Raw genomic sequence first — 23,743 nt, 5'->3', positions numbered from 1 at the left:
ATGTGGACAGGCGGACCCGAGTCCCGGACAGCGGAACCCGCGGCGGACGTGAAGACGGCCGCTGCCGACTTCAACTGGCTGCTCAACCGATTCGCCACCGAGACCGCCGGGGTCGTCGACGTGATCGGTGTCTCCTCCGACGGGCTGCTCATCGCGGTCTCCCAACTGCGCGGCCAGGCCGACTCCGAGCGGCTCGCGGCGATCGTCTCCGGCATCACCAGCCTCGCCATGGGGGCCTCCGGCAACTACGGCCTCGGCAGCCTCAACAAGGTCATCATCGACCTGGAGGAAGGGCACGTGCTGGTGTCCTCGCTCGGCGCCGGTGCGGTGCTCGGCGTGGTCACCTCGAAGGAGGCGAAGCTCGGCAACATCGCGTACGAGATGACGCTGTTCGCCAACCGGGCCGGTGCGGTGCTCAGTCCGCAACTGGTGATGGAGCTGAAGCGAACCGTGGGTGTCGCACCGGCCGGTTGACCACCGGCCGGCCGCTGTCCGAGGGCACGTCACACGACCGGTGACGCGCGCCGAGTTGAAGGGGGAGGACGTGATGACGTCCGGCGAGCCATTGGCCGGCGGCGACGCCGAGGGGGGAGCGGAACGCCCTGCCTCGGTCGTCCGGCCGTTCCTGCTGACCGCGGGACGGATCGCCGGCGGAGACAGTCTCGTACCGCCGATACCGATCGAGACACAGGTGGTGGCCACGCGTGTGGGGCTGGCGGCACTGGACCGCTTCGTCTTCGACCAGCACCGCGACATCATCACGGTCTGCCGCGAGCCGCAGTCGCTCGCGGAGATCGCGGCGAGGCTCCGGATGCACTTGAATGTGGTCCGGGTTCTCGCCGACGATCTGCGCGCCGACGGGCAACTGGCCCTGTACGCGCCGCAGGCCCGTTCCAACCGCGATGTCACTGTTCTGCGAAGGGTGATCGATGGTCTCCGAGCTGTCCCCGACTCCCGGGGCGCGATCCGTGAGGGATGACGACGAGCGTCCCCGGCCGCCCCTGCCCGTGAAGATGGTGATCGCCGGCGGCTTCGGCGTGGGCAAGACCACGACGGTGGGGGCCATTTCGGAGATCGAGCCGCTGACCACCGAGGCGTCCATCACCTCGGTCGCCGCCGGCGTCGACGACCTCAGCCACACCCCGGAGAAGGTGACGACGACCGTCGCCATGGACTTCGGCTGCGTCACCCTCGACCCGACGCTCAAGCTCTACCTGTTCGGCACGCCCGGCCAGGAGCGGTTCGGGTTCATGTGGGACGACCTCGTCGAGGGCGCGCTCGGCGGGCTCGTCATCGTCGACACCCGGCGGCTCGACGACTGCTACGCGGCCGTCGACTACTTCGAGCACCGCGACATCCCCTTCGCGGTGGCCGTCAACGCCTTCGACGGCAGGGTCGAACACGATCTGGACGACGTGCGGTGGGCCCTCGACGTCGCCGACCACGTGCCGCTGACCGTGTTCGACGCACGCGACCGGGGGTCCGTGCGGGACGCGTTGCTCGTCGTCCTGGAACACGCCCTCGCCCGGGCCGAGGGCGGGGCACACGCTCGGGGAGAGTAGACGGACACGGATGCGGGGAGGGGGACGGCGTTCAGGCCGTCCCCCTCCCCGCATCCCTGTCCGGTCTTCCTACGAGGCCCGGCGTCTGCTCACTCCGGGGGAGACCGCCACCCGGTCCACGCCCCAGAACAGCACGAGGACGAGCAGCGCGAGGACGGCCGTGACGGCGGCTCCGCCGGCCACCTTCTCGTAGTTGTGCTGGTAGAGGCCGTCCAGGATGTACCGGCCGACCCCGCCGAGGGACACATAGGCCGCGATCGTGGCCGTGGAGACGATCTGGATCGTCGCCGAGCGCAGCCCGCTGAGGATCAGCGGCAGTGCCGCCGGAACCTCGACCTGGAACAGGATCCGCGCCTCCGGCATGCCCATGCCGCGGGCGGCGTCGACGGGGGAGGGGTCCACGGTGCGGATCGCCTCGTAGGTGGTGATGAGGACCGGCGGGACCGCCAGCACAACGAGCGGGATCATCACCGGCACGATGCCGAGGCCCAGCCACACGAACATCAGGACCAGGAGTCCGAAGGTCGGCAGCGCCCGGGCCCCCGCGGACAGGAAGGCGAGCGTGTTGCCGCCGCGCCCGGTGTGCCCGGTGACCAGCCCGATCGGCAGCCCGATGGCCGAGGCGATCGCGAGGGCCGCGGCCGTGTACTGGACGTGCTCCCAGACACGCTGCGGGATGCCGTCGTAGCCGTGCCAGTGGGAACCGTCGCTGAAGAAGGCCTGCATGAAGTGCAGTACGTTCACGAGGCGGCCTCCGGGACGGGGGTGGCGTCCGCGGCCGTGGCCCCGAAGCGCCCGGTGCGGGCGGACGGGGGCTGCCAGGGGGTGAGCACCCGCCGCAGCAGGACCAGCAGGGCGTCGATCACGACCGCGAGGACGGCCAGGGTGACCACCGCGGTCACGGCGAGGCGCGGGCGGCCGTACAACTGGGCGTAGGTCAGCAGGTTCCCGAACGCGCCCTGGTTGCCGATCAGCGCGCCGACGCTCACCAGGCTGATGCTGGAGGCGACGGCCACCCGCAGTCCGGCCATGATGGCCGGTACGGCGATGGGCAGTTGGACCTGGAAGTAGCGGCGCGCGAGGCCGATGCCCATCGCCGAGGCGGCGGCGTTCGTCTCCTCGGGAACCGACCGGACCCCGTCGACGACAGCCGGGACGAGTACGACCAGGCTGTACAGACACAGCGGGATCATCACGGTGAGCCGGCTCAGCCCGGTGTAGTCGATGAGGACCACGAAGAAGGCGATCGAGGGGATCGCGTAGAGGATCGTCGAGGTCCACAGGACCGGCGCGTAGAGCCAGTCGAAGTGGACGCAGAGCAGTCCGATCGGCAGGGCCAGCAGCAGGCCGGCCAGCACGGGGACGAGCGCCTCCTCCATGTGGAGGGCGATCAGACCGCCGTAGCTGTGCTGGATGGCGCTCGGTATCTCGAAGAACTCGTTCATCGCGCGGCCTTCGCCGTCGGCGTCTCCAGCGGGGCGTCCGCCGCCCGCCGTCGCCGGGCCGACCGGATCGCCGCGGCGATCGTCTCCTGCCCGGCGACCCCGAGGACCGTCCCCGAACCGTCGACCGCCACGGCCAGGCCGGTCGGCGACAGCACGGCCCGGTCCAGGGCGATCCGCAGCGAGTCCCGGCCCACCTCGAAGGCCGGGCCGTACGGTTCGAGGTCCCCGACCTCTCCGCCCCAGCTCCCCGGGTCGGCCCAGCCGAGCGGCCGGCCGTCGGCGTCGGTGACCAGCACGGGCGCACCCACGGGCTCGCGTGCGGCGATCTCGCGCCAGTCGGAGCCGACGGGGAAGACCCGGGAGCCGTCGAGTTCGAGATCGTCGGTGCCCAGGAACGACAGGCCCCGGATGCCCCGGTCGGAGCCGAGGAACTGCTCGACGAACGGATCGGCCGGCGCCGAGAGGATCTCGTCCGGGGCCGCGAACTGGGCCAGCTTGCCGCCGGTCCGCAGCACGGCGATGCGGTCACCGATGGTGATCGCCTCGTCCATGTCGTGGGTGACGAAGACGATGGCCTTGCCCAGTTCGATCTGGATGCGCAGCAACTCCTCCTGCAGTCCCCGGCGTACGACCGGGTCGACCGCGGAGAACGGCTCGTCCATCAGCAGGATGGGCGGATCGGCCGCCAACGCGCGGGCGACGCCGACCCGTTGCTGCTGACCGCCGGAGAGCTGGTACGGGTAGCGGCGGGCCATGGCCGGGTCGAGGCCGACCCGTTCCATCAGTTCCGTGGCGCGTTCCCGCGCCCGCTGCTTGGACCAGCCGAGCAGCCGGGGCACCGTGGCGATGTTGTCGACGACGGTCCGGTGCTGGAAGAGTCCGGCGTTCTGGATGACGTAACCCATGGAGCGGCGCAGGGTGTTGACCGGGCGGCTGCGGATGTCCTCACCGTCGACCCGGATCGTGCCGCTGCTCGGCTCGATCATCCGGTTGATCATGCGGAGCGTGGTGGTCTTGCCGCAGCCCGAAGGTCCGACGAGAACGGTGATGGAGTGGTCCGGTATCTGGAGGGACAGGCGATCGACGGCCACCGTGCCGTCGGCGTATCGCTTGCTGACATCTTCGATGGCTATCAAGCGTCGAGAACCCTTCGGGAACGGCCTTGCCCGCGCGTGGCGCGGTGACGTGCACGAGGGTGCGTAGTCTAGTCAGACGATGTTCGTTCCCGGCCATGACAGATCGTGAATGTCGTGCGCGCGTCCGCCTTTTTCCGGGCGCGTCCCGCTTCCGGACCCCCTCGGCCTCCGCCCGGACCCGTCCGGTCCGGTGCCGACTCCCGCTCGTACGCGGGGAGTTCGGGTCAGCCCTCGGAACCGACGGGCCCCCGGCCCGCGGTGACCAGTTCGCGCGGACGCTCGCTCGTCCGCGGCTGGTGGGTCCGCTCGACGGGTACACCGCCGCCCTGCCGCCACAGCCAGCCGATGTCGCGGCCGAACGACCACACGAGCAGGGCGAGCGCGGTCAGCACGGCGGCCATCTCCGCGTCGTACGGCAGCAGTCCGGAGCCCGCGACCAGCAGGATGACGCCCTGCAGCGCCGCCACCGTCTTGCGCGCCATGCTCGGCGGCAGCTCGCCGTTCAGCCACGGCAGCACCCGGGCGGCGGCGACGAACGCGTACCGCATCGTGCCGATCAGCAGCACCCACGGGCCGAGCGACATGGAGACGTACACGCTCAGCACGAGGATCAGGAACGCGTCCACCTCCATGTCGAAGCGGGCGCCCAGGGCCGACGACGTGCCGGTCCGCCGGGCCACCTTGCCGTCGACGCCGTCGAGGATCAGCGCGACCGCCGTCAGACCGACGAGCAGGCTCACCGGCGGCGAGCTCTCGAAGGAGTCCGCGACCAGCGCGGTGACACCGCCGACCAGGATCGCGCGGCCGAGCGTCACCCGGTTGGCGGGTCCGAAGGAGCGGGGCTGTGTGCGCCGCAGCGCGCGGGTCAGCACCGCCCAAGTGGCGAAGGCGAACACCAGACCGGTCAGCCAGCCCGCCGGCCCCATCCCGATCGCCGTGCCCAGCAGGGCCAGCACCAGGAGCTGCACACCGGCTCCCACCGTGGTCTCCTGCTGGGGGAGCCTTGCGCCGTACATGTTGTTCAGGGCCACCGCAGTTCCTCCGGCCGAATGACAGATTCGATCAACGCCGCGTACCGTGTGCGCGACTTGTCACTGCTCCGTACGTGAAGATCTGCGGAATCGTTCAGGGGAACGCTCATGGAACTCACAGCTCGCGCCTTCTGGCTCGCGTCTCCGGGCCACGGCGAGATCCGTGACGTCACCCTGAACGAGCCCGCGGACGGCGAGGTGCTCGTCCGTACGCTCTACTCGGGAGTCAGCAGAGGCACCGAGACCCTCGTGTTCCGCGGGGGAGTCCCGGAGAACCAGCACGCCTCGATGCGCGCGCCGTTCCAGGACGGGGACTTCCCCGCACCCGTGAAATACGGCTATCTGAGCGTCGGCCGGGTGGAGGAAGGACCCGAGCGGCTGCTCGGGCGGACGGTCTTCTGCCTCTACCCGCACCAGACGCGCTACGTCGTCCCGGTGAGCGCCGTGACCGTCGTACCCGAGTCGGTGCCCGCCTCCCGCGCCATCCTCGCCGGCACCGTCGAGACCGCGGTGAACGCCCTGTGGGACGCCGCCCCGCTCGTCGGCGACCGGATCGCCGTGGTCGGCGGCGGCATGGTCGGCTGCTCGGTCGCCGCGCTGCTCGCCCGCTTCCCCGGCGTACGCGTCCAGCTCGTCGACGCCGATCCGGCACGCGGTGCCGTCGCCCGTGCGCTCGGCGTCGACTTCGCGCTCCCCGAGGAGGCCGAGGGCGAACGCGACCTCGTCGTGCACGCCAGCGCCAGCGAGGCCGGACTCGACCTCTCCCTGCGCCTGCTCGCCCACGAGGGCACCGTCATCGAGCTGAGCTGGTACGGGGACCGCCGGATCGCCCTGCCGCTCGGCGAGGCCTTCCACTCCCGCCGGCTGACCCTGCGCAGCAGCCAGGTGGGTTCCGTCTCCCCCTCCGCCCGGGCCGGCCGCAGTTACGCGGACCGGCTGGCGCTGGCCCTCGACCTCCTCGCCGAACCGGCCTTCGACGCCCTGATCACCGGCGAGTGCTCCTTCGGCGAACTCCCCGACGTGATGGGGAAACTGGCCTCCGGATCGATACCCGCCCTGTGCCACCGAGTCGCCTACGAACAGGTTTGAGCCGACGAGAACCGGCCTGACCTCCACGGACTCCGAAGAAAGGGCGACGCGCGGCTGAACAAGGTGAACCGGGCAGCCGTACTACACGACGTGATCCCGGCAGGGGATCAGACGCACCGCACCTGGAGGGTCGTCCGTTGTTCAGCATCACCGTCCGCGATCACCTGATGATCGCCCACAGCTTCCGTGGCGAGGTCTTCGGACCCGCGCAGCGCCTCCACGGGGCGACGTTCCTGGTGGACGCCACCTTCCGTCGCCCCGAGCTGGACGACGACAACATCGTCGTCGACATCGGCCTGGCCACGCAGGAGCTCGGCGCCGTCGTGAGCGAGTTGAACTACCGCAACCTCGACAGCGAGCCGGACTTCAAGGACACCAACACCTCGACCGAGTTCCTGGCGAAGGTCATCGCCGACCGCCTCGCCGACCGCGTCCACGCCGGAGCCCTGGGCGCGGGCGCGCGGGGCCTCACCGGCATCACCGTCACCCTCCACGAGTCGCACATCGCCTGGGCGAGTTACGAGCGTGACCTGTGACCGACGTGACCCTCGACAAGGCGTCCCCGCCGTCCGGCCGTGCCGTTCAGGCCGCCGGATCCGGTGCCCTGAACTACGTGCCCGTGCAGAACGCGGCTCTCAAGAACGCCGAGATCATCCCCATGTCCCTGCGCACCGTGCACTTCGTCATGCCGGGCGGCGTCGACGACCCGGCCACGCCGAGCGGCGGCAACGCCTACGACCGCCGCCTGTGCCTGGACCTGCCCGGCTTCGGGTGGCACGTCCAGCGGCACATCCTCGCGGGCCAGTGGCCCCGCCCCGCCGCGGCGGCCCGTACGGAACTCGCCCGGACCCTGGCCGACCTGCCCGACGGCACGGTCGTCCTCCTCGACGGGATCGTCGCCTGCGGAGTCCCCGAGATCGTCGCCCCCGAGGCCGACCGGCTGCGTCTCGTCGTCCTCGTCCACCTGCCGCTCGGCGACGAGACGGGACTCGACCCCGCCGTGGCCGCCGAGCTGGACGCCCTGGAACGTACGACCCTGCGGGCCGTGTCGGCCGTCGTGGCCACCAGCGAATGGGCCGTGCGCCGGCTCGTCGCCCACCACGGCCTCGCCCCCGACCGCGTGCACGCCGCCGCGCCCGGCGCCGACATCGCGCCGGTCGCCTCCGGCACCGACGGTGTCTCGCGGTTGCTGTGTGTCGCCGCGGTGACCCCGCGCAAGGGCCAGCACCGGCTCATCGAAGCCCTCGCCACCGTCACCGACCTGCCCTGGAGCTGCGTCTGCGTCGGCGGACTCACCCAGGACCCGGCCTACGTCGACCATCTGCGCACCCTGATCGACCGGCACGGCCTCGGCGACCGGCTGCACCTCGCCGGACCCCAGGCCGGCGCCGAACTCGACGCCAGCTACGCGGCGGCCGACCTGATGGTCCTCACCTCGTACGCCGAGACGTACGGCATGGCCGTCACCGAGGCGCTGGCCCGCGGCATCCCCGTGCTCGCCACGGACGTCGGCGGAGTGCCCGAGGCCGTCGGACGCGCCCCCGACGGCGGAGTGCCCGGCATCCTCGTGCCCCCGGAGGACCCGGCGGCGCTCGCCGCCGAGCTGCGCGGCTGGTTCGGCGAGGCCGACGTGCGCCGCCGGCTCAAGGCCGCGGCGCGCGGACGGCGCGCCGCGCTCGACGGCTGGGCGACCACCGCGCGCAGCCTGGCCGGAGTGCTCGGCCGGCTGCCCCAGGAACCCCGGAGGGCGGCATGAGCACCGCCACGACGCCCGCGAGCGGGCCGGACTCCGGCATCCCCGAGCAGAAGGTGAGGACGGGCGTGCCCGGTCAGCGAGTCGGGGACCCTGACGCCGAAGAGGTGCGCTACGCACCGCAGTGGCTCCAGTTGCGCGAGCCCGCCGACGCGGCCGCGCGGGCGGTCGACCTGCTCGACCCGCTGCGCATCCGGCTGGCCAACCGGCCGGTCCGCGGCGGAGACCTGGCCATCCACGACCTCGGCTGCGGCACCGGCTCCATGGGCCGCTGGCTCGCGCCCCGGCTCGACGGCGCCCAGCACTGGATCCTGCACGACCGCGACCCGTACCTGCTGCACTTCGCCACGGTCGGGGCGCCCAAGGCGGCGGCCGACGGCAGCCACGTCGCCGTCACCACCCAGCGCGGCGACATCGGACGGCTGACGGCGGACGCCCTCGCCGGCGCCTCCCTGGTGACCGCGTCGGCGCTGCTCGACGTGCTCACCGCCGAGGAGATCGACCGGCTCGCCGCCGCCTGCGCCGGAGCGGGCGTGCCCGCCCTGCTGACGCTGTCCGTGGCCGGCCGGGTCGAGCTCACCCCCGCCGACCCGCTGGACGCCGAGATCACCGAGGCGTTCAACGCCCACCAGCGGCGCGGCGAACTGCTCGGCCCGGACGCCGTCACCGCCGCCTGCGACGCGTTCGCCCGCTACGGCGCGACCGTACGGGTGCACCCGAGCCCCTGGCGGCTCGGCCCCGACGAGGCCGCCCTCACCGCGGAGTGGCTGCGCGGCTGGGTCGGCGCGGCCGTCGAGGAACGCCCTGAGCTGGCCGAACGGGCCGAGGCCTATCTGGAGTCCCGGCTCGACGCCTGCGCCGCGGGCGAGCTGCGCGTGGTCGTGCACCACAGCGACGTGCTGGCGCTGCCCCACCCGGCCGGGGGTGCGGCGTGAGCGCGGGCCTGGAGACGCTGGGACCGGTCGCCGCCCGGGTGGCCGCGGCCCCGGAGCTCGACGGCCCGCACCTGAACCTCCCCGCGGAGTCCGGCGCCTCGCGGGCGCCCGGCCCGACGGACGCCGAGCCGGGACCCGTCCCGGCCGGCGGCTCCGGGAGCCCGGCGGCCGGCGCGGTCTCCCCCGCCCGGCGGGTGTGGGGCCGGGTGCGCGGGCACGTCGGCACCGCCGCCGGTGTCCTCATCCTCGGAGTGCTCCTGTGGCGGCTGGGTACCGGGGTGTTCGTGGACGGGCTGCGCAGGATCGACGCGACCACCCTGACGGTGGCCGTCGCCATCGGGCTGCTCACCACGGTGTTCAGCGCCTGGCGCTGGTGCCTCGTCGCACGCGAGCTGCGCATCGAACTCCCGCTGGGCGCGGCCGTCGCCGACTACTACCGCGCGCTGTTCCTGAACGCCGCGCTGCCCGGCGGGGTCCTCGGCGACGTGCACCGGGCCGTGCGGCACGGGCAGAGCGCCGGTGACATCGGCCGGGGGGTGCGCTCGGTGGTGCTCGAACGCACCGCGGGCCAGGCCGTGCTGGTGGCCGTCGGCGCGGTGGTGCTGCTCACCCAGCCCTCACCCGTCCTCGCGCAGGCCCGGGAGACCGCGCTGGTCCTCGTGATCGCCGCGGTGTGCGGCGCGGCGGCCTTCGCCGTCGTCCGCGGGCGGCGGACCACGTCCGGCACCGGACGGCGCTACGGAGCCGTCCGCGGCGCGCTCGTGGAGGCCCGGGGCGCCCTGCTGGCCCGGCGGAGCTGGCCCGGCGTGACGCTCTCGTCGGTCCTGGTGCTCGCCGGCCATCTGGCGATGTTCGTGCTCGCCGCCCGGGCCGCCGGATCCGGCGCGTCGGTCCTCCGGCTGATGCCGCTGGCGCTGCTGGCGCTGCTGGCCATGGGACTGCCGCTGAACGTCGGCGGCTGGGGCCCCCGCGAGGGAGCCACCGCCTGGGCGTTCGGCGCCGCCGGGCTCGGCGCCGGGACGGGCCTGACCGTCGCGGTGATCTACGGCGTCCTCAGCCTCGCGGCGAGCCTGCCCGGCGCCGTGGTCCTGGTCGTCCGCTGGGGTGCCTCGCTCCGGCGCTCCCGCGAGGAGAGCGCGGGAGGGCCCGGTCAGTGCAGCGTCTCGGACGTCACCAAGGAGAAGTACGCCCCGAAGGCCTCGGTCAGCCCGGCGAGGAGTTCCTTCCCCTTCTCGGCGCCGGCCATCGAGGGACGGCCGATGACCCCGGACTCGGTATAGCCCGCCATGCCGAGAGTGAGCAGATGCCGACGGTCGTCGGCCACGAAATCGGAGGTCTCATAACCGTCTTTGACGCATTCCGGATGGGCATGCAGGAGAATGGACGTCTCGATTTCTCCCGCGTGCATATCAGTGAGCAACGACGTCTGCACACCGGCCCGTTCACACGCGCCCTCCCAGTCCTCCATGGCAGGGAAAAGCGCCATGCGCGTACCGGTGCCCGCGGATTCCTGAACCACATTGCCCAGTACGTAATTTCCGCCGTGCCCGTTGACCACGACCAGCGTGTCGACGCCGGAGCGCCGCAACGAGGCGGCGATGTCCCGGACGACGGCGTACAGCGTGACGGCGGAAATGCTGACGGTGCCCGGCCAGGCCGCGTGCTCGTGCGAGCAGGAGATCGTCACCGGAGGAAGAAGATGCACCGGATAGGCGGCCGCGATCTCCCGCGCGATGGCGCACGCCACCAGTGTGTCGGTCGTCAGGGGAAGGTACGCGCCGTGCTGTTCGAGGCTGCCTACGGGAAGGACGGCGACCTGGCGGGCGACACCGGCCCCCCGCTCGCGGACATCCTCCGTGGTGTCCAGTGACAGCACACCGGACTCCATCACGCGTGTTCCCGAACTACTCATCTTTCACGGCCCTTTCGACTCTGCTTAGGAACCAGATCATGACAGATAACTTTGGCGTACTCGGCGGGAATGCCCACCTCACAGGTGTCGAACGAGTCGTGATTGCCCCGCTCCCCACCGAGTACGGCTTTTTCCACGCCGTCGGCTTCCTCGACCACGACCGCGGTGAGGAACAAGTCGTCCTCGTGCACGGCGACTTGGACACGCTCGGAAAGGGCGACGTCCTGACCCGGCTGCATTCCGAATGCCTGACGGGCGACTCCTTCGCGTCCCAGCACTGCGAGTGCGGCCCCCAGCTCACCGCCTCGCTGCGCGCCATCGTGGCCGAGGGCCGCGGCATCCTCGTCTACCTGCGCGGCCACGAGGGCCGGGGCATCGGCCTGCTCGCCAAGCTCAAGGCGATGAAGCTCCAGGCGGAAGGCCTCGACACCGTCGAGGCGAACGAGGCCCTCGGGCTGCCCGTGGACGCCCGCGACTACCGGGTGGCCGCGGAGATGCTGCACGACCTGGGCGTACGGTCCGTGCGGCTGCTGTCGAACAACCCGCGCAAGCGCGAGTCGCTGCTGCGCCACGGCATCAAGGTGGCCGAGCAGGTGCCGCTCCTCATACCGCCGTGCGAGGACAACCTCACCTACCTGCTGACCAAGCGGGAGCGCCTCGACCACTACCTGCCGCACCTGGACGGCGAGGAGTGGGCGAAGGCGATCTTCGCCGGAGAGGCCAAGACGGTCGTCACCGAGGAATGACGGACGCCGACGACCACAGCGGCACGACGGGGACGAAGGCGGCGGCGCGGGGGCCGAGGATCCGGACGGCACCCCTGCGCAGCGCCGGCTTCCGGCGGTTCGCGCTGGCGAGTCTGATCTCGGCCACGGGATCGGCGATGGCGCCGCTCGCACTGGCCTACGCGGTGATCGGCCAGGGCGGCGGAGCCGGATCGCTCGGCGTGGTGCTCGCCGTGAACACCGTTCCGACCGTCGCCTTCCTGCTGGTGGGCGGGGTGCTCGCGGACCGGATGTCCCGCAGCCGGATCCTGCTGGGCGGCAATCTGACCGCGGCCCTGGCCCAGGGGGCGCTCGCCGTCATCGTGCTGACCGGCGCGGCCTCGACGACGTCCATCGCCGCCTGCGGCTTCCTCTCGGGAGTCGCCGTGGCGTTCACCGTGCCCGCGGGCCAGGGCGTGGTGAACCAGTTGGTCGGACCCGAGCATCTCCAGCAGGCGAACGCGCTGGTCCGGCTGCCGACCAACGCCGTACGGGTGCTCGGGCCCGTGGCCGGCGGGCTGGTCGTCGCCCTCTGCGGACCGGGCTGGGCGCTGGCCTGGGACGCGCTCTCGTTCCTGATCGCGGCCCTGCTGCTGCACGGACTGCGGCTGGACGCGCCCGTCACCGCGGGCGGTGTCCTCGGTGATCTGCGGGCGGGCTGGTCCGGCTTCCGCTCCCGCACCTGGCTGTGGACGTACACGGTGGCCGGGACGGTCGTGGTCGCCGCCTGGCTGGCCGGATTCCAGATGCTCGGCCCGGTCCTCGCCGTGCGGCTCTACTCCGGAGCGGGCTCCTGGGGCCTGGTGCAGGGCGCGTTCGCGCTCGGGCTGCTGACGGGCGCGCTGGTGTGCCTGTGGTGGAGGCCGTACCGGCTGCTCGCCGTCGCCGTCTGCACCGCCTCCCTGCTCTTTCTGCCGCTGACGGCGATGGGGCTCGCGCTGCCGCTGCCCGCCGTCCTCGGCGCCGCGCTCCTCGCGGGCATCGGCCTCGACATCGCCATCGTCGCCTGGACCACCGCCTTCCAACTGCACGTTCCCGAGCACGAACTGGGCCGAGCAGCCGCGTTCAACAGCGTCGGGGAGCGCTGCGCGATCCCGCTGGGCTATCTGCTCGCCGGGTCGGCCACCGGTGCCTGGTCGGACCGGCAGGTGCTGCTGGTCTGCGCGGGAGTGATCGTGGCGACGACGCTGCTCAACCTGTGCGTACGGGACGTGTACCGCGTCAACCGGACCACTCCGCGGTGATCAGGACCGTACCGCCCGGTGCACCAGGCGCTTGAGATCCGGGAACACCGAGTGCGCGCCTTTCGGGCGCAGTTGGCTCAGGAACTGCACGGTCAGATCGCGCCGCGGGTCGACCCAGAAGGTCGTGGTGGCCACCCCGCTCCAGCCGAACGCGCCCTCGACGGACGGGGACCGGGTGATCGCCGGGTCCACCACGACGGACACGCCCAGGCCGAAACCGAGGCCGGCGTTGCCCGGTTCCTGGTGGACGGGGCTGCCGAAGGAACGCCGGTCCGCGTTGCCGGGCAGGTGGTTGGCCGCCATCAGGTCCACGGTCCCGGGGCGCAGCAGACGGGTTCCGTCGAGTTCGCCGCGCCGCCGGAGCATCTCCATGAAGCGGTGGTAGTCGTGGGCCGTGGCGACCATGCCCCCGCTGCCCGAGAGGAAGCGGGGCCTGCCGTGCAGCGGGAGACCGGCGATCGGGACGAGCCGTCCGTCGTCGTCCTGCCCGTACAACTCGGCCAGTCTGCCCGCCTGTTCGTCGCTCACCTGGAAGCCGGCGTCCGTCATCCCGAGCGGACCGAGGACGCGCCGCCGCAGGAAGACGTCGAGGTCCTCGCCGGACACCACCTCGATGACGCGGCCGAGGACGTTGGTGGCCACCGAGTAGTTCCACCGGGTGCCCGGCTCGAACTGGAGCGGCAGCCGCGCGTACACCTCGCAGGTCTCGGCCAGGTCGGCGCCCGGTGCCACGGACGACTCCACACCGGCGTCGCGGTAGAGCCCGTCGACGGGATGCGCGTGGTAGAAGCCGAAGGTCAGACCCGCCGTGTGGGTCAGCAAGTGGCGGATCAGGACGGGCTGTTCGGCCGGCCGGGTCGTCGTGTCCGGCCCCGCCCCCGCGACGTACACCCGTGGTTCGGCGAAGGCGGGAAGGAAGTCGGCCACCCGGTCGTCGAGTCCGAGGCGGCCCTCCTCGACCAGCATGAGCGCGGCGACCGAGGTGACCGGCTTGGTCATGGAGTAGATCCGCCACATCGTGTCGCTCTCCACCGGAAGCCCCGCCGCACGGTCGCGCCGCCCGTACGTGGTGAGGTGGGCGACCCGTCCGTGCCGGGCGACGGCGACCAGGAAGCCGGGGAGCCGGCCCTCGTCGACCAGGGCGGCGAAGTGCCGGTCGAGCCGGTCCAGTGCCCCGGGGTCGAGGCCGACGGATCCCGGCTCGACTTCCTGTCGCAGATCTCCCATGGTTCTCCTCCGGACCGCGGCTCGTGTCCCTCATCGTCCCAAACGGGCTGGTGACGCGTCGGCCGGGCGTCCCCCGGCGGTGCTCACGGACTGCTTGTGCCCCGGAAGCCTCAGGGCGAGCGGTGTTCCCGTCGCCGCGAACACCGCGAGCACGGCGAGCGGGGGACCGATGGCGGCGCCGGGTGTCAGCGACATCAGCGTGGCCGCCACCGCGATCCCCAGCGTGGGTCCGATGTTCATCGCCGTCTGCTGCAGGCCGCCCGCCACACCGGCCGAGGCCGCGGGGGCGTGCCGTACCGCGACCGCCGTCGTCGTCACCATCACCGTCACGAAACCGGCGCCCAACAACAGGAAACCGCAGGCGACGGGCACGGCCGTCGACGCCGGCCCCAGCCGGGCCAGGAGCAGGACACCGAGCGTGAGGACGAGCGTTCCGGCCACGGCGGTGCGGCGCGGGCCGAACCTGCGCATCAGGACGGCGGCGAGCGGAGCGCCGAGCACCATCGTCACCCCGGCGGGCAGCGCCCGCAGGCCGGTCTCCTGCGGGTCGAGGCCCAGGGTGCGCTGGAGGAAGTAGCTGGCGGCGAACAGGGTGCCGAGCATCGCGGCGGACACGGCCACCAGGATGCCGAGCGCGGCGCCGATGGTCGCCGAGCCGAGGATCTCGGCCGGCACCAGGGGGCTCGCGGCCCGGCGCTGGCGGCGGACGAACGCGGTGCCGGCGACGGCCACCACGGCAAGCCCGGCCGTGGTCCGCGCCGTCCAGCCGGTCCCGGGCACGGCGACCAGGGTGTGCACCAGGGCGACCAGGGCGAGAGTGAGCAGGCAGGCGCCCGGCACGTCCAGACGGTCGGCCGCCGCGCGACGGCCGGTCCGGGGCTCAGGGACGGTCGCGGGCCGCACGGCCAGGGCCGCCACGCCCATCGCCAGCGCGGGCGGCACGTTCAGGAGGAAGACCGACCGCCATCCGAAGTGGGCCACCAGCGCGCCGCCCAGCAGCGGACCCGCGGCCGCGGCGATCCCGATGGCGCTCGCCCGCAGCGCGATGGGCGTGCCGAGCCGGTCGGGCGGGTACGCGGCGCGCAGCATGCCGAGCGTGGCCGGCTGGAGCAGCGCGCCGAAGACGCCCTGCGCGACCCGCAGCGCGATCACCCAGCCGATGCCGGGCGCGAGGGCGATGCCCGCGGACGCCGCCCCGAAGCCCAGGATGCCGAGCGCGAAGATCCTTTGATGCCCGTGCCGGTCCCCGAGGCCTCCCGCGAACACCAGCAGGCCCGCCACCGCGATGAGATACCCGGTGCTGGTCCACTGCACCTGGGCGAACGAGGCGCCCAGGTCGTGCTGGAGGGTGGGCTGCGCGACGGTGAGGACCGTGCCGTCGAGGGCGACGATCACGGCGCCGACGACGCTGCTCGCGAGGGTGATCCGGCGGTGGGCGGTCATCCTTCCTCCGGTCCGAGGTGTGCGTCGAGCGCGGCCTTCAGCAGGGGGGTGACGTCCTCGGCGTCCGTGGCGAGCTGCAGGCTTCCCCAGCCCCACAGTTGGGCGATGCCGTGCAGGTTCGCCCAGAGGGCGCCGGCGAGGATCCGCGCGTCGGCCTCGGGACGCACCCGTCCGACGAGCTCCACCAGCGTCCCGAACAACGGCAGACTGGTCTCACGGAGGCCCAACCGGTTGCTCTCCAGCAGATCGTGACGGAACATCAGCTCGTACATGCCGCGCTGGGACAGCGCGAAGTCCAGGTACGCCGTCGCGAGGGCGCTGAGCCGGGCCCGGGGGTCGGCCCCCGTGCCGCCGACCGCCTTCGCCGCCCGGTCCTGGAGGTCGGTGAAGCCGCGGCGCGCGATGGCGGACAGCAGTTCCCCGTGCGTCGGGAACCAGCGGCGCGGAGCGCCGTGCGAGACCCCCGCCCGTCGGGCGATCTCCCGCAGCGTCAGCGCCTGAGCGCCCTCCGCCGTCACGAGTTCGACCCCGACGTCGATCAGCCGCGTCCGCAGGCCGGTGGCTTCCAGCTCGTTCATGGACACTGTCTACCAGCCGGGCGTAGACAGTGTCTACGGGATGACGTGACGCATCCGGAGCGTTGACGCGGATATGACCGATGAAGAGACCCAGGACGCACTGCTGAAGCTGCTCTCCGAGTACAAGGGCGGAGTGCTCGTCACCCTCAAGAAGGACGGCCGGCCCCAGCTCTCGAACGTCAGTCACGTGTACTACCCCGACGAGGGCGTCGTCCGCGTGTCGCTCACCGACGACCGCGCCAAGACCCGCAACCTGCGCCGGGACCCACGTGCCTCGTACCACGTGACCAGCGCGGACCGGTGGGCGTACACGGTCGTCGAGGGCACGGCCGAGCTGACGCCGGTCGCGGCGGACCCGCACGACGAGACCGTCGAGGAGCTCATCCGGCTCTACCGGGACGTCCTCGGCGAACATCCCGACTGGGACGACTACCGCGCGGCGATGGTCCGCGACCGCCGGCTGGTGCTCAGGCTCCACGTGGAGCGGGCGTACGGCATCCCGTCACGCTGAACCGCGGGGGGCCGCCGACTCGGCGGCGCGGTCCGCGGTCAGATAGGCGATGACCATGTCGCCGAGCATCGCGCGATAGTGCTCCCGCTGGTCCGGGGCGGTCAGATCGCGGCCGAACAGGGCGCCGAACGTATGCCGGTTGGAGACCCGGAAGAAGCAGAAGGCGCTGATCATCGCGTGCAGGTCCACCGGGTCGACGTCCGCGGTGAACAGCCCCGACGCGCGGCCGGCCGCCAGGATCCGGCCGATCACGTCGAGCGCGGGCGAGCCGATCCTGCCCAGCGCCGCGGAGTCCGTGATGTGTTCGGCCTCGTGGATGTTCTCGATGCTCACCAGACGGATGAAGTCGGGGTGCGCCTCGTGATGGTCGAAGGTCAGCTCGGCGAGCCGGCGGATCGCCGCGACCGGGTCCAGGCCCTCGACGTCCAGCTCCTGCTCGGCCTCCCGGATCGCCGAGTAGGCACGCTCCAGGACCGCCGTGAAGAGCCGCTCCTTGCCACCGAAGTAGTAGTAGATCATCCGTTTGGTGGTGCTGGTGCGGGCGGCGATCTCGTCGACCCGGGCACCCGCGAACCCGGCGCGGGAGAACTCCTGGGTCGCCACGTCGAGGATCTCGGCCCTGGTACGGGCGGCGTCGCGGATGCGCCCGCCAGGTCGTGCCGGTTCTTCGACGCTGGTCATCGGGTTCCTTCGGGCGAGACGGTCGGTGCCCGCGATTCTAGAAGCGCCGAACCGCGGGCTCGGCACGCTCCACCGTACGAACGCGCGACGCCCCGGTGCGTCCCGCCGCGCGGCGGGACGCACCGGGGCGCCGAACGACGGCGGCCCGGAGGGGGCGTCCTTACAGGTCGAACTCGTGCGGCGGCAGGTCGAGCGTGAAGCACGCCTCGCGCACGACGGCCTGCTCGGTCTTGTCGAAGTCGCCGTCGGCACCGCCGATGACGATGCCGATCTGGATGACGGCGCGCGCCTCGGCGGGCTTCTTCTTCGCCTTGGCGATCTCCTGGAGAACGCCGACCTTGCCGAGGGCGAAGTCGGCGGTCAGCTTGTTCAGGTTGTCGTCGAAACGGCGCTGGAGGTCCACGGCGTCGAAGTTCTGCAGGACCTCGTTCGTCGCGATGAGCTGCGCCACACGCTGCCGCTCGGACGGGTCGATCGAGCCGTCCGCCGCCGCGACCAGGGCGCACATGGCCATGCTCGCGTCGCGGAAGGCGCCGCTCTTGAGATCGTTCTTCTTCGCCACGAGCTGGGTCTGCATCGTCGACGCGGACTCCTTGATGCGGTCCCACAGGGCCATGAGAACTCCAGAGGTAGTCAAGAGCCCGGTCCGCCCGGGCGGGCGGACCGGAAAGCTCCTCGGTTGTACAGCGGCACGGTGGAAACTAGTGGACCGTGACGGAAGTTCCCGGTTGATTCCACGCGGCGATCACGGGCTCGCCGTGTTCGGTGGAGAGCCGGCTGACGGTCCCGGTCGAGAGCTGGAACAGCCGTCCCGACTCGGGCGGCAGCCCCAGCCGGCGGGCCGTGAGCACCCGCAGGAAGTGCGCGTGCGCCACCAGCACCACGTCACCGGGCCGGTCGCAGAGCGCGGCGTCCACCCGGGAGAGCACCCGGTCGGCGCGCACGCCCACCTCACGGGGTGATTCGCCGGGGTGGCCGTCCGGGCCGGGCGGCACCCCGTCGTCCCACAGCACCCAGCCGGGCCGGGCCCGGTGGATGGCGCGGGTGGTGACCCCCTCGTAGCCGCCGTAGTCCCACTCGTGCAGATCGGGGTCGATCCGCGGACCGGACAGCCCCGCGAGCTCGGCCGTGCGCACCGCGCGGCCGAGGGGACTGGTGAGGACCTGGGCGAAGGAGCGCCCGGCGAAGAACGGCGCGATGGACTTGGCCTGCTCCTCGCCGTGCCGGGTGAGCGGAAGATCGGTCCAGCTCGTGTGCTGTCCCGTCAGCGTCCACTCGGTCTCTCCGTGGCGGACCAGGATGAGATCGCCCATGGTCCTTCCCTACTTCGCCGACTCGACGGCGTGACCGCCGAACTGGTTGCGCAGCGCCGCGATCATCTTCATCTGCGGCGAGTCGTCCTGCCGCGAGGCGAAGCGGGCGAAGAGCGAGGCCGTGATGGCGGGCAGCGGAACCGCGTTGTCGATGGCCGCCTCGACGGTCCAGCGGCCCTCGCCGGAGTCCTCCGCGTAGCCGCGCAGCTTGTCCAGGTGCTCGTCGTCGTCCAGGGCGTTGACCGCGAGGTCGAGCAGCCAGGAACGGATGACCGTGCCCTCCTGCCAGGAGCGGAACACCTCACGCACGTCGGTGACCGAGTCGACCTTCTCCAGGAGCTCCCAGCCCTCGGCGTACGCCTGCATCATGGCGTACTCGATGCCGTTGTGGACCATCTTGGAGAAGTGGCCCGCGCCCACCTTGCCGGCGTGCACGAAGCCGAAGTCGCCCTCCGGCTTGAGCGCGTCGAACACCGGGCGCACCTTCTCGATGTTCTCGGCGTCTCCGCCGACCATCAGCGCGTAACCGTTCTCCAGGCCCCACACACCGCCCGAGACACCGGCGTCGACGAAGCCGATGCCCTTGGCCGCCAGCTCCGCGGCGTGCTTCTCGTCGTCCGTCCAGCGGGAGTTGCCGCCGTCCACGACCGTGTCGCCGGCCTCCAGCAGGTCACCGAGTTCGTCGATGACGGTCTGGGTGGGGGCACCGGCCGGCACCATCACCCAGACCACACGCGGGCCTTCGAGGCTGCTCACGAGTTCGGCGAGGCTGTGCACGTCGGCGAGGTCCGGATTACGGTCGTAGCCGACGACGGTGTGGCCGGCGCGGCGTATGCGCTCGCGCATGTTGCCGCCCATCTTGCCGAGACCGATGAGTCCGAGCTGCATTGTCAGTTCACTTCTTCCGGAGAGTGCGGTAAGCGGCCACGAGAGCGGCCGTGGAGGGATCGAGACCGGGGACGTCGGCGCCCTCGGTCAGGGCGGGTTCGACGCGCTTGGCGAGCACCTTGCCGAGCTCGACGCCCCACTGGTCGAAGGAGTCGATGTTCCAGACCGCGCCCTGGACGAACACCTTGTGCTCGTAGAGGGCGATCAACTGGCCCAGGACCGAGGGGGTCAGCTCGGCGGCGAGGATGGTGGTGGTGGGGTGGTTGCCCTGGAACGTCTTGTGCGGCACCAGCTCTTCCGGCACGCCCTCGGCGCGGACCTCGTCCGGGGTCGTGCCGAAGGCCAGCGCCTGCGTCTGCGCGAAGAAGTTCGCCATCAGCAGGTCGTGCTGCGCCGCGAGTTCGTCGCTCAGCTCACCGACCGGGTTGACGAAGCCGATGAAGTCGGCGGGGATCAGCTTGGTGCCCTGGTGGATCAACTGGTAGTAGGCGTGCTGGCCGTTGGTGCCGGGCGTGCCCCACACCACCGGTCCGGTCTGCCACTCCACCGGGTTGCCGTCACGGTCCACGGACTTGCCGTTGGACTCCATGTCGAGCTGCTGGAGATAGGCCGTGAACCTCGACAGGTAGTGCGAGTACGGCAGCACGGCGTGCGACTGGGCGTCGTGGAAGTTGCCGTACCAGATACCCAGCAGGCCCATCAGCAGCGGGGCGTTGGCCTCGGCGGGCGCGGTGCGGAAGTGCTCGTCGACGAGGTGGAACCCGTCCAGCATCTCGCGGAAGCGGTCCGGGCCGATCGCGATCATCAGCGACAGGCCGATGGCCGAGTCGAACGAGTAGCGGCCGCCGACCCAGTCCCAGAACTCGAACATGTTCGCCGTGTCGATGCCGAAGTCCGACACCTTCTCCGCGTTCGTCGACAGCGCCACGAAGTGCTTGGCGACCGCCTTCTCCTCACCGAGCCCGGCGAGCAGCCAGGAGCGCGCGGAGGTGGCGTTGGTGATCGTCTCGATCGTGGTGAAGGTCTTGGAGGCGATGATGAACAGCGTCTCGGCCGGGTCCAGGTCCCGCACGGCCTCGTGGAGGTCGGCGCCGTCCACGTTCGACACGAACCGCACCGTCAGCGAGCGGTCGGTGAACGGGCGCAGCACCTCGTAGGCCATCGCGGGGCCGAGGTCGGAGCCGCCGATGCCGACGTTCACGACGTTCTTGATGCGCTTGCCGGTGTGCCCGGTCCACTCGCCCGAGCGGACCCGGCCGGCGAAGTCCGCCATCTTGTCCAGGACCGCGTGTACGGCCGGCACGACGTTCTCCCCGTCGACCTCGACCACCGCGTCCCGCGGCGCCCGCAGCGCGGTGTGCAGCACCGCGCGGTCCTCGGTCGTGTTGATCCGATCGCCCCGGAACATCGCGTCCCGCAGCCCGGACACGTCCGTGGCGGCGGCGAGTTCCTGGAGCAGGGCCAGGGTCTCGTCGGTGATCAGGTGCTTGGAGTAGTCGATCCGCAGGTCGCCGACCTGGACGACGTAGCGCTCGGCGCGCGCCGGGTCGGCGGCGAACAGGTCACGCAGCCGGGGGTGCAGCAGCGTGGTCGCGCGGTGGTCCTCCAGGGCCACCCACTCCGGACGCCGGGTGGGCTTGGGGTAGTCAGACACGGGGGGTCTCCTTGGGGGCCTCGCCGCGCAGGGCGACGGCGTACATCTCGTCCGCGTCGAGGCGGCGCAGTTCCTCGGCGATGAGCTGGGAGGTGGAGCGCACCTTCAGCGCGAGCGTGCGGGAGGGCTGACCGGGCAGGGACAGCGTCGCCAGCGGGCCCTCGGGGCGGTCGATGACGATCTCGCCGTTCTCGGTGCCGAGCCGGACGGCGGTCACCACGGGGCCCGCCGTCTCGACCCGCTCGGTCCTGACCTGGAGGCGGGCCTCCAGCCAGCGGGCCAGCAGTTCGGCGCTCGGGTTCTGCGCCTCGCTCTCGACGGTCGCCGAGATCACCTTCGTACGGGCCTGGTCGAGGGCCGCCGCCAGCATGGAGCGCCAGGGGGTGAGCCGGGTCCAGGCCAGGTCGGTGTCGCCCGGCGCGTACGAGGCGGCGCGGGCGTCGAGCGCCCGGAGCGGTGCCTCGACGGCGTACATGTCGGTGATCCGGCGCTGGGCCAGGGCGCCCAGCGGGTCCTTGACCGGGTTCTCGGGCGCGTCCACCGGCCACCAGACGACGACGGGCGCGTCCGGAAGCAGCAGCGGCAGGACCACCGAGTCGGCGTGGTCCGAGACCTCGCCGTAGGTCCGCAGGACGACCGTCTCGCCGGTGCCCGCGTCCGAGCCGACGCGCACCTCGGCGTCGAGACGGGAGTTGGTGCGGTCGCGCGGGGTGCGGGCGACGCGCTTGATGACCACGAGGGTGCGCGAGGGGTGCTCCCGGGAGGCCTCCTCGGCCGCCTTGATGGAGTCGTACGCGTTCTCCTCGTCGGTGACGATGACCATCGTCAGGACCATGCCCACGGCCGGGGTGCCGATGGCACGGCGCCCCCGTACGAGCGCCTTGTTGATCTTGCTTGCCGTGGTGTCGGTCAGGTCGATCTTCATGGCCTGCGCCAGCTCCGTCCGTCTCGTGCGAGCATCTCGTCGGCTTCCTTCGGGCCCCAACTGCCCGAGGGGTACTGCGCGGGCGTGCCGTGGCTCTCCCAGTACCCCTCGATCGGGTCGAGGATCTTCCAGGACTCTTCCACCTCCTGGTGACGGGGGAAGAGATTGGCGTCGCCGAGCAGGACATCCAGGATCAGCCGTTCGTACGCCTCCGGGCTGGACTCGGTGAACGACTCGCCGTACGCGAAGTCCATGGTGACGTCCCGGATCTCCATGGAGGTACCCGGCACCTTGGATCCGAAGCGCACGGTCATGCCCTCGTCCGGCTGGACGCGGATGACGATGGCGTTCGCGCCGAGCTCCTCGGTGGCCGTGGAGTCGAACGGGGAGTGCGGGGCGCGCTGGAAGACCACCGCGATCTCGGTGACGCGGCGGCCGAGCCGCTTGCCGGTGCGCAGGTAGAACGGGACGCCCGCCCAACGGCGGTTGTCCACCTGGAGCTTGACGGCCGCGTAGGTGTCGGTCGTCGACGCGGGGTCGATGCCGTCCTCCTGGAGGTAGCCGCGCACCCTCGCGCCGCCCTGCCAGCTCGCCGCGTACTGGCCGCGCACGGTGTGCTCGCCCAGGTTCTCCGGCAGCTTCACGGCCCGGAGGACCTTGAGCTTCTCGGCGAGCAGCGACTCGGCGTCGAACGCGGCGGGTTCCTCCATGGCGGTCAGCGCCATGAGCTGGAGGAGGTGGTTCTGGATGACGTCCCGGGCGGAGCCGATGCCGTCGTAGTAGCCGGCCCGGCCGCCGATGCCGATGTCCTCGGCCATCGTGATCTGGACGTGGTCGACGTACGACCGGTTCCAGACGGGCTCGTACATCTGGTTGGCGAAGCGGAGCGCCAGGATGTTCTGGACGGTCTCCTTGCCGAGGTAGTGGTCGATCCGGAACACCTGGTCCGGGTCGAACACGTCGTGCACGATCCGGTTCAGCTCGCGGGCGCTCGCCAGGTCGTGACCGAACGGCTTCTCGATGACCGCGCGCCGCCAGGACCCCTCGGGGGCGTTCGCCAGCCCGTGCCTCTTGAGCTGTCGCACCACCTTCGGGAAGAACTTCGGCGGTACGGAGAGATAGAAGGCGTAGTTGCCGCTGGTACCCCGGGACGCGTCCAACTCGTCGACTGCGGAGCGCAGTTGCTTGAACGCCGTGTCGTCGTCGAAGTCGCCCGGGATGAACCGCATGCCCTCCGCGAGCTGCTGCCAGACCTCCTCGCGGAACTCGGTGCGGGAGTGCTCGCGCACCGAGTCGTGGACCACCTGCGCGAAGTCCTGGTCCTCCCACTCGCGGCGGGCGAACCCGAGGAGCGAGAAGCCCGGCGGCAGCAGACCCCGGTTGGCGAGGTCGTACACGGCCGGCATCAGCTTCTTGCGGGACAGGTCGCCCGTGACACCGAAGATGACCAGGCCGGAGGGGCCCGCGATCCGGGGGAGCCGGCGGTCGCGCGGGTCGCGCAGCGGGTTGTCCCAGTCCGCGGCCACGCCGAGCGCGGCGGCGAGTGCGCCGGAGGCGGGGTCGCCGAGGACTTCGGCGAGGCCGGCCGCCGGAGCGCCGGGGGCTTCGGTGAGATCCCCGGCCGCCGGGGCGCCGGGCGTCCCGGCCGGGCC

Annotated in this window: 25 protein-coding genes and 1 pseudogene; 11 read left to right on the top strand and 15 right to left on the bottom strand. The window is 71.8% G+C overall.

Going from position 1 to position 23,743, the window contains the following annotated elements; translation table 11 throughout:
- The 3 genes from ACZ4TO_RS05310 (at nt 1) to ACZ4TO_RS05300 (ending at nt 1,562) form a co-directional block, all read left to right on the top strand.
- Nucleotides 1-474, top strand: a complete 474-nt coding sequence (locus ACZ4TO_RS05310) for a roadblock/LC7 domain-containing protein (protein ID WP_365485868.1) — start codon at nt 1-3, stop codon at nt 472-474.
- 73 nt (nt 475-547) lie between these two features.
- Nucleotides 548-979 carry a DUF742 domain-containing protein gene (locus ACZ4TO_RS05305; RefSeq protein WP_382795440.1) on the top strand — a complete coding sequence of 144 codons (432 nt, stop codon included), beginning with the start codon at nt 548-550 and terminating at the stop codon, nt 977-979.
- Nucleotides 930-1,562, top strand: a complete 633-nt coding sequence (locus ACZ4TO_RS05300; RefSeq protein WP_382795412.1) for a GTP-binding protein — start codon at nt 930-932, stop codon at nt 1,560-1,562. The genes ACZ4TO_RS05305 and ACZ4TO_RS05300 overlap by 50 nt, the downstream gene beginning before the upstream one ends.
- 69 nt (nt 1,563-1,631) lie before the next feature.
- On the opposite strand, the gene ACZ4TO_RS05295 is transcribed toward ACZ4TO_RS05300, so the two are convergent.
- The 4 genes from ACZ4TO_RS05295 to ACZ4TO_RS05280 all read right to left on the bottom strand — a co-directional run bounded on the left by ACZ4TO_RS05295 (nt 1,632) and on the right by ACZ4TO_RS05280 (nt 5,174).
- Entirely contained in the window at nt 1,632-2,306 is a 675-nt protein-coding gene (locus ACZ4TO_RS05295) for an ABC transporter permease (protein WP_382796012.1), read from the bottom strand.
- Nucleotides 2,303-3,007 (bottom strand): ABC transporter permease, encoded by a 705-nt coding sequence (locus tag ACZ4TO_RS05290; protein WP_382796015.1) that lies wholly within the window; start codon nt 3,005-3,007, stop codon nt 2,303-2,305. Before ACZ4TO_RS05290 ends, ACZ4TO_RS05295 begins: the two co-directional genes overlap by 4 nt.
- On the bottom strand, nt 3,004-4,143 hold the full coding sequence (locus ACZ4TO_RS05285) for an ABC transporter ATP-binding protein (protein ID WP_468023471.1): 1,140 nt from the start codon (nt 4,141-4,143) through the stop codon (nt 3,004-3,006). Before ACZ4TO_RS05285 ends, ACZ4TO_RS05290 begins: the two co-directional genes overlap by 4 nt.
- Nucleotides 4,144-4,367: 224 nt before the next feature.
- Nucleotides 4,368-5,174 carry a CDP-alcohol phosphatidyltransferase family protein gene (locus ACZ4TO_RS05280; protein WP_385045827.1) on the bottom strand — a complete coding sequence of 269 codons (807 nt, stop codon included), beginning with the start codon at nt 5,172-5,174 and terminating at the stop codon, nt 4,368-4,370.
- Nucleotides 5,175-5,282: 108 nt separating this feature from the next.
- On the opposite strand from ACZ4TO_RS05280, the gene ACZ4TO_RS05275 reads away from it, so the two are divergent.
- The 5 genes and pseudogenes from ACZ4TO_RS05275 to ACZ4TO_RS05255 form a co-directional block, all read left to right on the top strand.
- The gene (locus tag ACZ4TO_RS05275) at nt 5,283-6,263 is read left to right on the top strand and encodes a zinc-dependent alcohol dehydrogenase (RefSeq protein WP_382796021.1); all 981 of its coding nucleotides are present in this window, start codon (nt 5,283-5,285) and stop codon (nt 6,261-6,263) included.
- A gap of 137 nt (nt 6,264-6,400) precedes the next feature.
- The gene (locus ACZ4TO_RS05270) at nt 6,401-6,799 is read left to right on the top strand and encodes a 6-pyruvoyl trahydropterin synthase family protein (protein ID WP_382796023.1); all 399 of its coding nucleotides are present in this window, start codon (nt 6,401-6,403) and stop codon (nt 6,797-6,799) included.
- Nucleotides 6,796-8,019: a glycosyltransferase family 4 protein gene (locus ACZ4TO_RS05265; protein ID WP_468023470.1), complete on the top strand. Its 1,224-nt coding sequence runs from the start codon at nt 6,796-6,798 to the stop codon at nt 8,017-8,019. Before ACZ4TO_RS05270 ends, ACZ4TO_RS05265 begins: the two co-directional genes overlap by 4 nt.
- Nucleotides 8,016-8,951: a class I SAM-dependent methyltransferase gene (locus ACZ4TO_RS05260; protein WP_382796026.1), complete on the top strand. Its 936-nt coding sequence runs from the start codon at nt 8,016-8,018 to the stop codon at nt 8,949-8,951. Before ACZ4TO_RS05265 ends, ACZ4TO_RS05260 begins: the two co-directional genes overlap by 4 nt.
- Nucleotides 8,948-9,958: pseudogene (locus ACZ4TO_RS05255) on the top strand (lysylphosphatidylglycerol synthase transmembrane domain-containing protein); the annotation flags it as partial. The gene ACZ4TO_RS05260 and the pseudogene ACZ4TO_RS05255, both read left to right, overlap by 4 nt.
- 143 nt (nt 9,959-10,101) lie before the next feature.
- On the opposite strand, the gene ACZ4TO_RS05250 reads toward ACZ4TO_RS05255, so the two are convergent.
- Complete coding sequence (locus ACZ4TO_RS05250) at nt 10,102-10,863, bottom strand: creatininase family protein (protein ID WP_382796029.1); 762 nt, start codon at nt 10,861-10,863, stop codon at nt 10,102-10,104.
- 38 nt (nt 10,864-10,901) lie between these two features.
- On the opposite strand from ACZ4TO_RS05250, the gene ribA reads away from it, so the two are divergent.
- Complete coding sequence (ribA, locus tag ACZ4TO_RS05245; protein WP_382796031.1) at nt 10,902-11,609, top strand: GTP cyclohydrolase II; 708 nt, start codon at nt 10,902-10,904, stop codon at nt 11,607-11,609.
- Nucleotides 11,606-12,871 (top strand): MFS transporter, encoded by a 1,266-nt coding sequence (locus ACZ4TO_RS05240; protein WP_468023469.1) that lies wholly within the window; start codon nt 11,606-11,608, stop codon nt 12,869-12,871. Before ribA ends, ACZ4TO_RS05240 begins: the two co-directional genes overlap by 4 nt.
- On the opposite strand, the gene ACZ4TO_RS05235 is transcribed toward ACZ4TO_RS05240, so the two are convergent.
- The 3 genes from ACZ4TO_RS05235 to ACZ4TO_RS05225 are packed head-to-tail and all read right to left on the bottom strand — an operon-like array spanning nt 12,872 to nt 16,119.
- Nucleotides 12,872-14,098 carry a serine hydrolase domain-containing protein gene (locus ACZ4TO_RS05235; RefSeq protein WP_468023468.1) on the bottom strand — a complete coding sequence of 409 codons (1,227 nt, stop codon included), beginning with the start codon at nt 14,096-14,098 and terminating at the stop codon, nt 12,872-12,874. It abuts the gene before it with no gap.
- Between the two features lie 30 nt (nt 14,099-14,128).
- The gene (locus ACZ4TO_RS05230; protein WP_468023467.1) at nt 14,129-15,541 is read right to left on the bottom strand and encodes an MFS transporter; all 1,413 of its coding nucleotides are present in this window, start codon (nt 15,539-15,541) and stop codon (nt 14,129-14,131) included.
- Nucleotides 15,538-16,119 (bottom strand): TetR/AcrR family transcriptional regulator, encoded by a 582-nt coding sequence (locus tag ACZ4TO_RS05225; protein WP_468023466.1) that lies wholly within the window; start codon nt 16,117-16,119, stop codon nt 15,538-15,540. The genes ACZ4TO_RS05230 and ACZ4TO_RS05225 overlap by 4 nt, the downstream gene beginning before the upstream one ends.
- A 73-nt stretch (nt 16,120-16,192) precedes the next feature.
- Between ACZ4TO_RS05225 and ACZ4TO_RS05220 the strand changes: the two genes are divergently transcribed.
- The gene (locus ACZ4TO_RS05220; protein WP_382796041.1) at nt 16,193-16,630 is read left to right on the top strand and encodes a PPOX class F420-dependent oxidoreductase; all 438 of its coding nucleotides are present in this window, start codon (nt 16,193-16,195) and stop codon (nt 16,628-16,630) included.
- On the opposite strand, the gene ACZ4TO_RS05215 is transcribed toward ACZ4TO_RS05220, so the two are convergent.
- The 7 genes from ACZ4TO_RS05215 to zwf all read right to left on the bottom strand — a co-directional run bounded on the left by ACZ4TO_RS05215 (nt 16,622) and on the right by zwf (nt 23,617).
- Complete coding sequence (locus ACZ4TO_RS05215) at nt 16,622-17,311, bottom strand: TetR/AcrR family transcriptional regulator (protein ID WP_382796043.1); 690 nt, start codon at nt 17,309-17,311, stop codon at nt 16,622-16,624. The two genes, ACZ4TO_RS05220 and ACZ4TO_RS05215, sit on opposite strands and share 9 nt — an antisense overlap.
- Before the next feature lie 160 nt (nt 17,312-17,471).
- Nucleotides 17,472-17,927 (bottom strand): tellurite resistance TerB family protein, encoded by a 456-nt coding sequence (locus tag ACZ4TO_RS05210; RefSeq protein ID WP_382796045.1) that lies wholly within the window; start codon nt 17,925-17,927, stop codon nt 17,472-17,474.
- Nucleotides 17,928-18,012: 85 nt separating this feature from the next.
- On the bottom strand, nt 18,013-18,624 hold the full coding sequence (locus ACZ4TO_RS05205) for a histidine phosphatase family protein (RefSeq protein WP_382796047.1): 612 nt from the start codon (nt 18,622-18,624) through the stop codon (nt 18,013-18,015).
- A 9-nt stretch (nt 18,625-18,633) separates the two neighbouring features.
- The gene (gene gnd, locus ACZ4TO_RS05200; RefSeq protein ID WP_382796049.1) at nt 18,634-19,512 is read right to left on the bottom strand and encodes a phosphogluconate dehydrogenase (NAD(+)-dependent, decarboxylating); all 879 of its coding nucleotides are present in this window, start codon (nt 19,510-19,512) and stop codon (nt 18,634-18,636) included.
- Nucleotides 19,513-19,519: 7 nt separating this feature from the next.
- Nucleotides 19,520-21,166 carry a glucose-6-phosphate isomerase gene (gene pgi, locus ACZ4TO_RS05195; protein ID WP_468023465.1) on the bottom strand — a complete coding sequence of 549 codons (1,647 nt, stop codon included), beginning with the start codon at nt 21,164-21,166 and terminating at the stop codon, nt 19,520-19,522.
- Nucleotides 21,159-22,091: a glucose-6-phosphate dehydrogenase assembly protein OpcA gene (gene opcA / locus ACZ4TO_RS05190; RefSeq protein WP_382796053.1), complete on the bottom strand. Its 933-nt coding sequence runs from the start codon at nt 22,089-22,091 to the stop codon at nt 21,159-21,161. The genes pgi and opcA overlap by 8 nt, the downstream gene beginning before the upstream one ends.
- Entirely contained in the window at nt 22,088-23,617 is a 1,530-nt protein-coding gene (gene zwf / locus ACZ4TO_RS05185; RefSeq protein WP_382796193.1) for a glucose-6-phosphate dehydrogenase, read from the bottom strand. Before zwf ends, opcA begins: the two co-directional genes overlap by 4 nt.
- Nucleotides 23,618-23,743: the final 126 nt, after the last annotated feature.

Source organism: Streptomyces sp. NPDC028298 (assembly GCF_055565895.1).
This window is presented reverse-complemented; position numbering and strand designations above follow the sequence as displayed.

What these genes read in the sequence shown, in the direction of transcription:
- ACZ4TO_RS05275 (WP_382796021.1), top strand. Translation starts at nt 5,283, where the DNA reads ATGGAACTCACAGCTCGCGCCTTCTGGCTCGCGTCTCCGGGCCACGGC.
- ACZ4TO_RS05310 (WP_365485868.1), top strand. Translation starts at nt 1, where the DNA reads ATGTGGACAGGCGGACCCGAGTCCCGGACAGCGGAACCCGCGGCGGAC.
- ACZ4TO_RS05215 (WP_382796043.1), bottom strand. Translation starts at nt 17,311, where the DNA reads ATGACCAGCGTCGAAGAACCGGCACGACCTGGCGGGCGCATCCGCGAC.
- opcA (WP_382796053.1), bottom strand. Translation starts at nt 22,091, where the DNA reads ATGAAGATCGACCTGACCGACACCACGGCAAGCAAGATCAACAAGGCG.
- ACZ4TO_RS05235 (WP_468023468.1), bottom strand. Translation starts at nt 14,098, where the DNA reads ATGGGAGATCTGCGACAGGAAGTCGAGCCGGGATCCGTCGGCCTCGAC.
- ribA (WP_382796031.1), top strand. Translation starts at nt 10,902, where the DNA reads ATGACAGATAACTTTGGCGTACTCGGCGGGAATGCCCACCTCACAGGT.
- ACZ4TO_RS05290 (WP_382796015.1), bottom strand. Translation starts at nt 3,007, where the DNA reads ATGAACGAGTTCTTCGAGATACCGAGCGCCATCCAGCACAGCTACGGC.
- ACZ4TO_RS05220 (WP_382796041.1), top strand. Translation starts at nt 16,193, where the DNA reads ATGACCGATGAAGAGACCCAGGACGCACTGCTGAAGCTGCTCTCCGAG.
- ACZ4TO_RS05305 (WP_382795440.1), top strand. Translation starts at nt 548, where the DNA reads ATGACGTCCGGCGAGCCATTGGCCGGCGGCGACGCCGAGGGGGGAGCG.
- ACZ4TO_RS05260 (WP_382796026.1), top strand. Translation starts at nt 8,016, where the DNA reads ATGAGCACCGCCACGACGCCCGCGAGCGGGCCGGACTCCGGCATCCCC.
- ACZ4TO_RS05250 (WP_382796029.1), bottom strand. Translation starts at nt 10,863, where the DNA reads ATGAGTAGTTCGGGAACACGCGTGATGGAGTCCGGTGTGCTGTCACTG.
- ACZ4TO_RS05205 (WP_382796047.1), bottom strand. Translation starts at nt 18,624, where the DNA reads ATGGGCGATCTCATCCTGGTCCGCCACGGAGAGACCGAGTGGACGCTG.
- ACZ4TO_RS05225 (WP_468023466.1), bottom strand. Translation starts at nt 16,119, where the DNA reads ATGAACGAGCTGGAAGCCACCGGCCTGCGGACGCGGCTGATCGACGTC.
- gnd (WP_382796049.1), bottom strand. Translation starts at nt 19,512, where the DNA reads ATGCAGCTCGGACTCATCGGTCTCGGCAAGATGGGCGGCAACATGCGC.
- ACZ4TO_RS05300 (WP_382795412.1), top strand. Translation starts at nt 930, where the DNA reads ATGGTCTCCGAGCTGTCCCCGACTCCCGGGGCGCGATCCGTGAGGGAT.
- ACZ4TO_RS05240 (WP_468023469.1), top strand. Translation starts at nt 11,606, where the DNA reads ATGACGGACGCCGACGACCACAGCGGCACGACGGGGACGAAGGCGGCG.
- ACZ4TO_RS05210 (WP_382796045.1), bottom strand. Translation starts at nt 17,927, where the DNA reads ATGGCCCTGTGGGACCGCATCAAGGAGTCCGCGTCGACGATGCAGACC.
- ACZ4TO_RS05230 (WP_468023467.1), bottom strand. Translation starts at nt 15,541, where the DNA reads ATGACCGCCCACCGCCGGATCACCCTCGCGAGCAGCGTCGTCGGCGCC.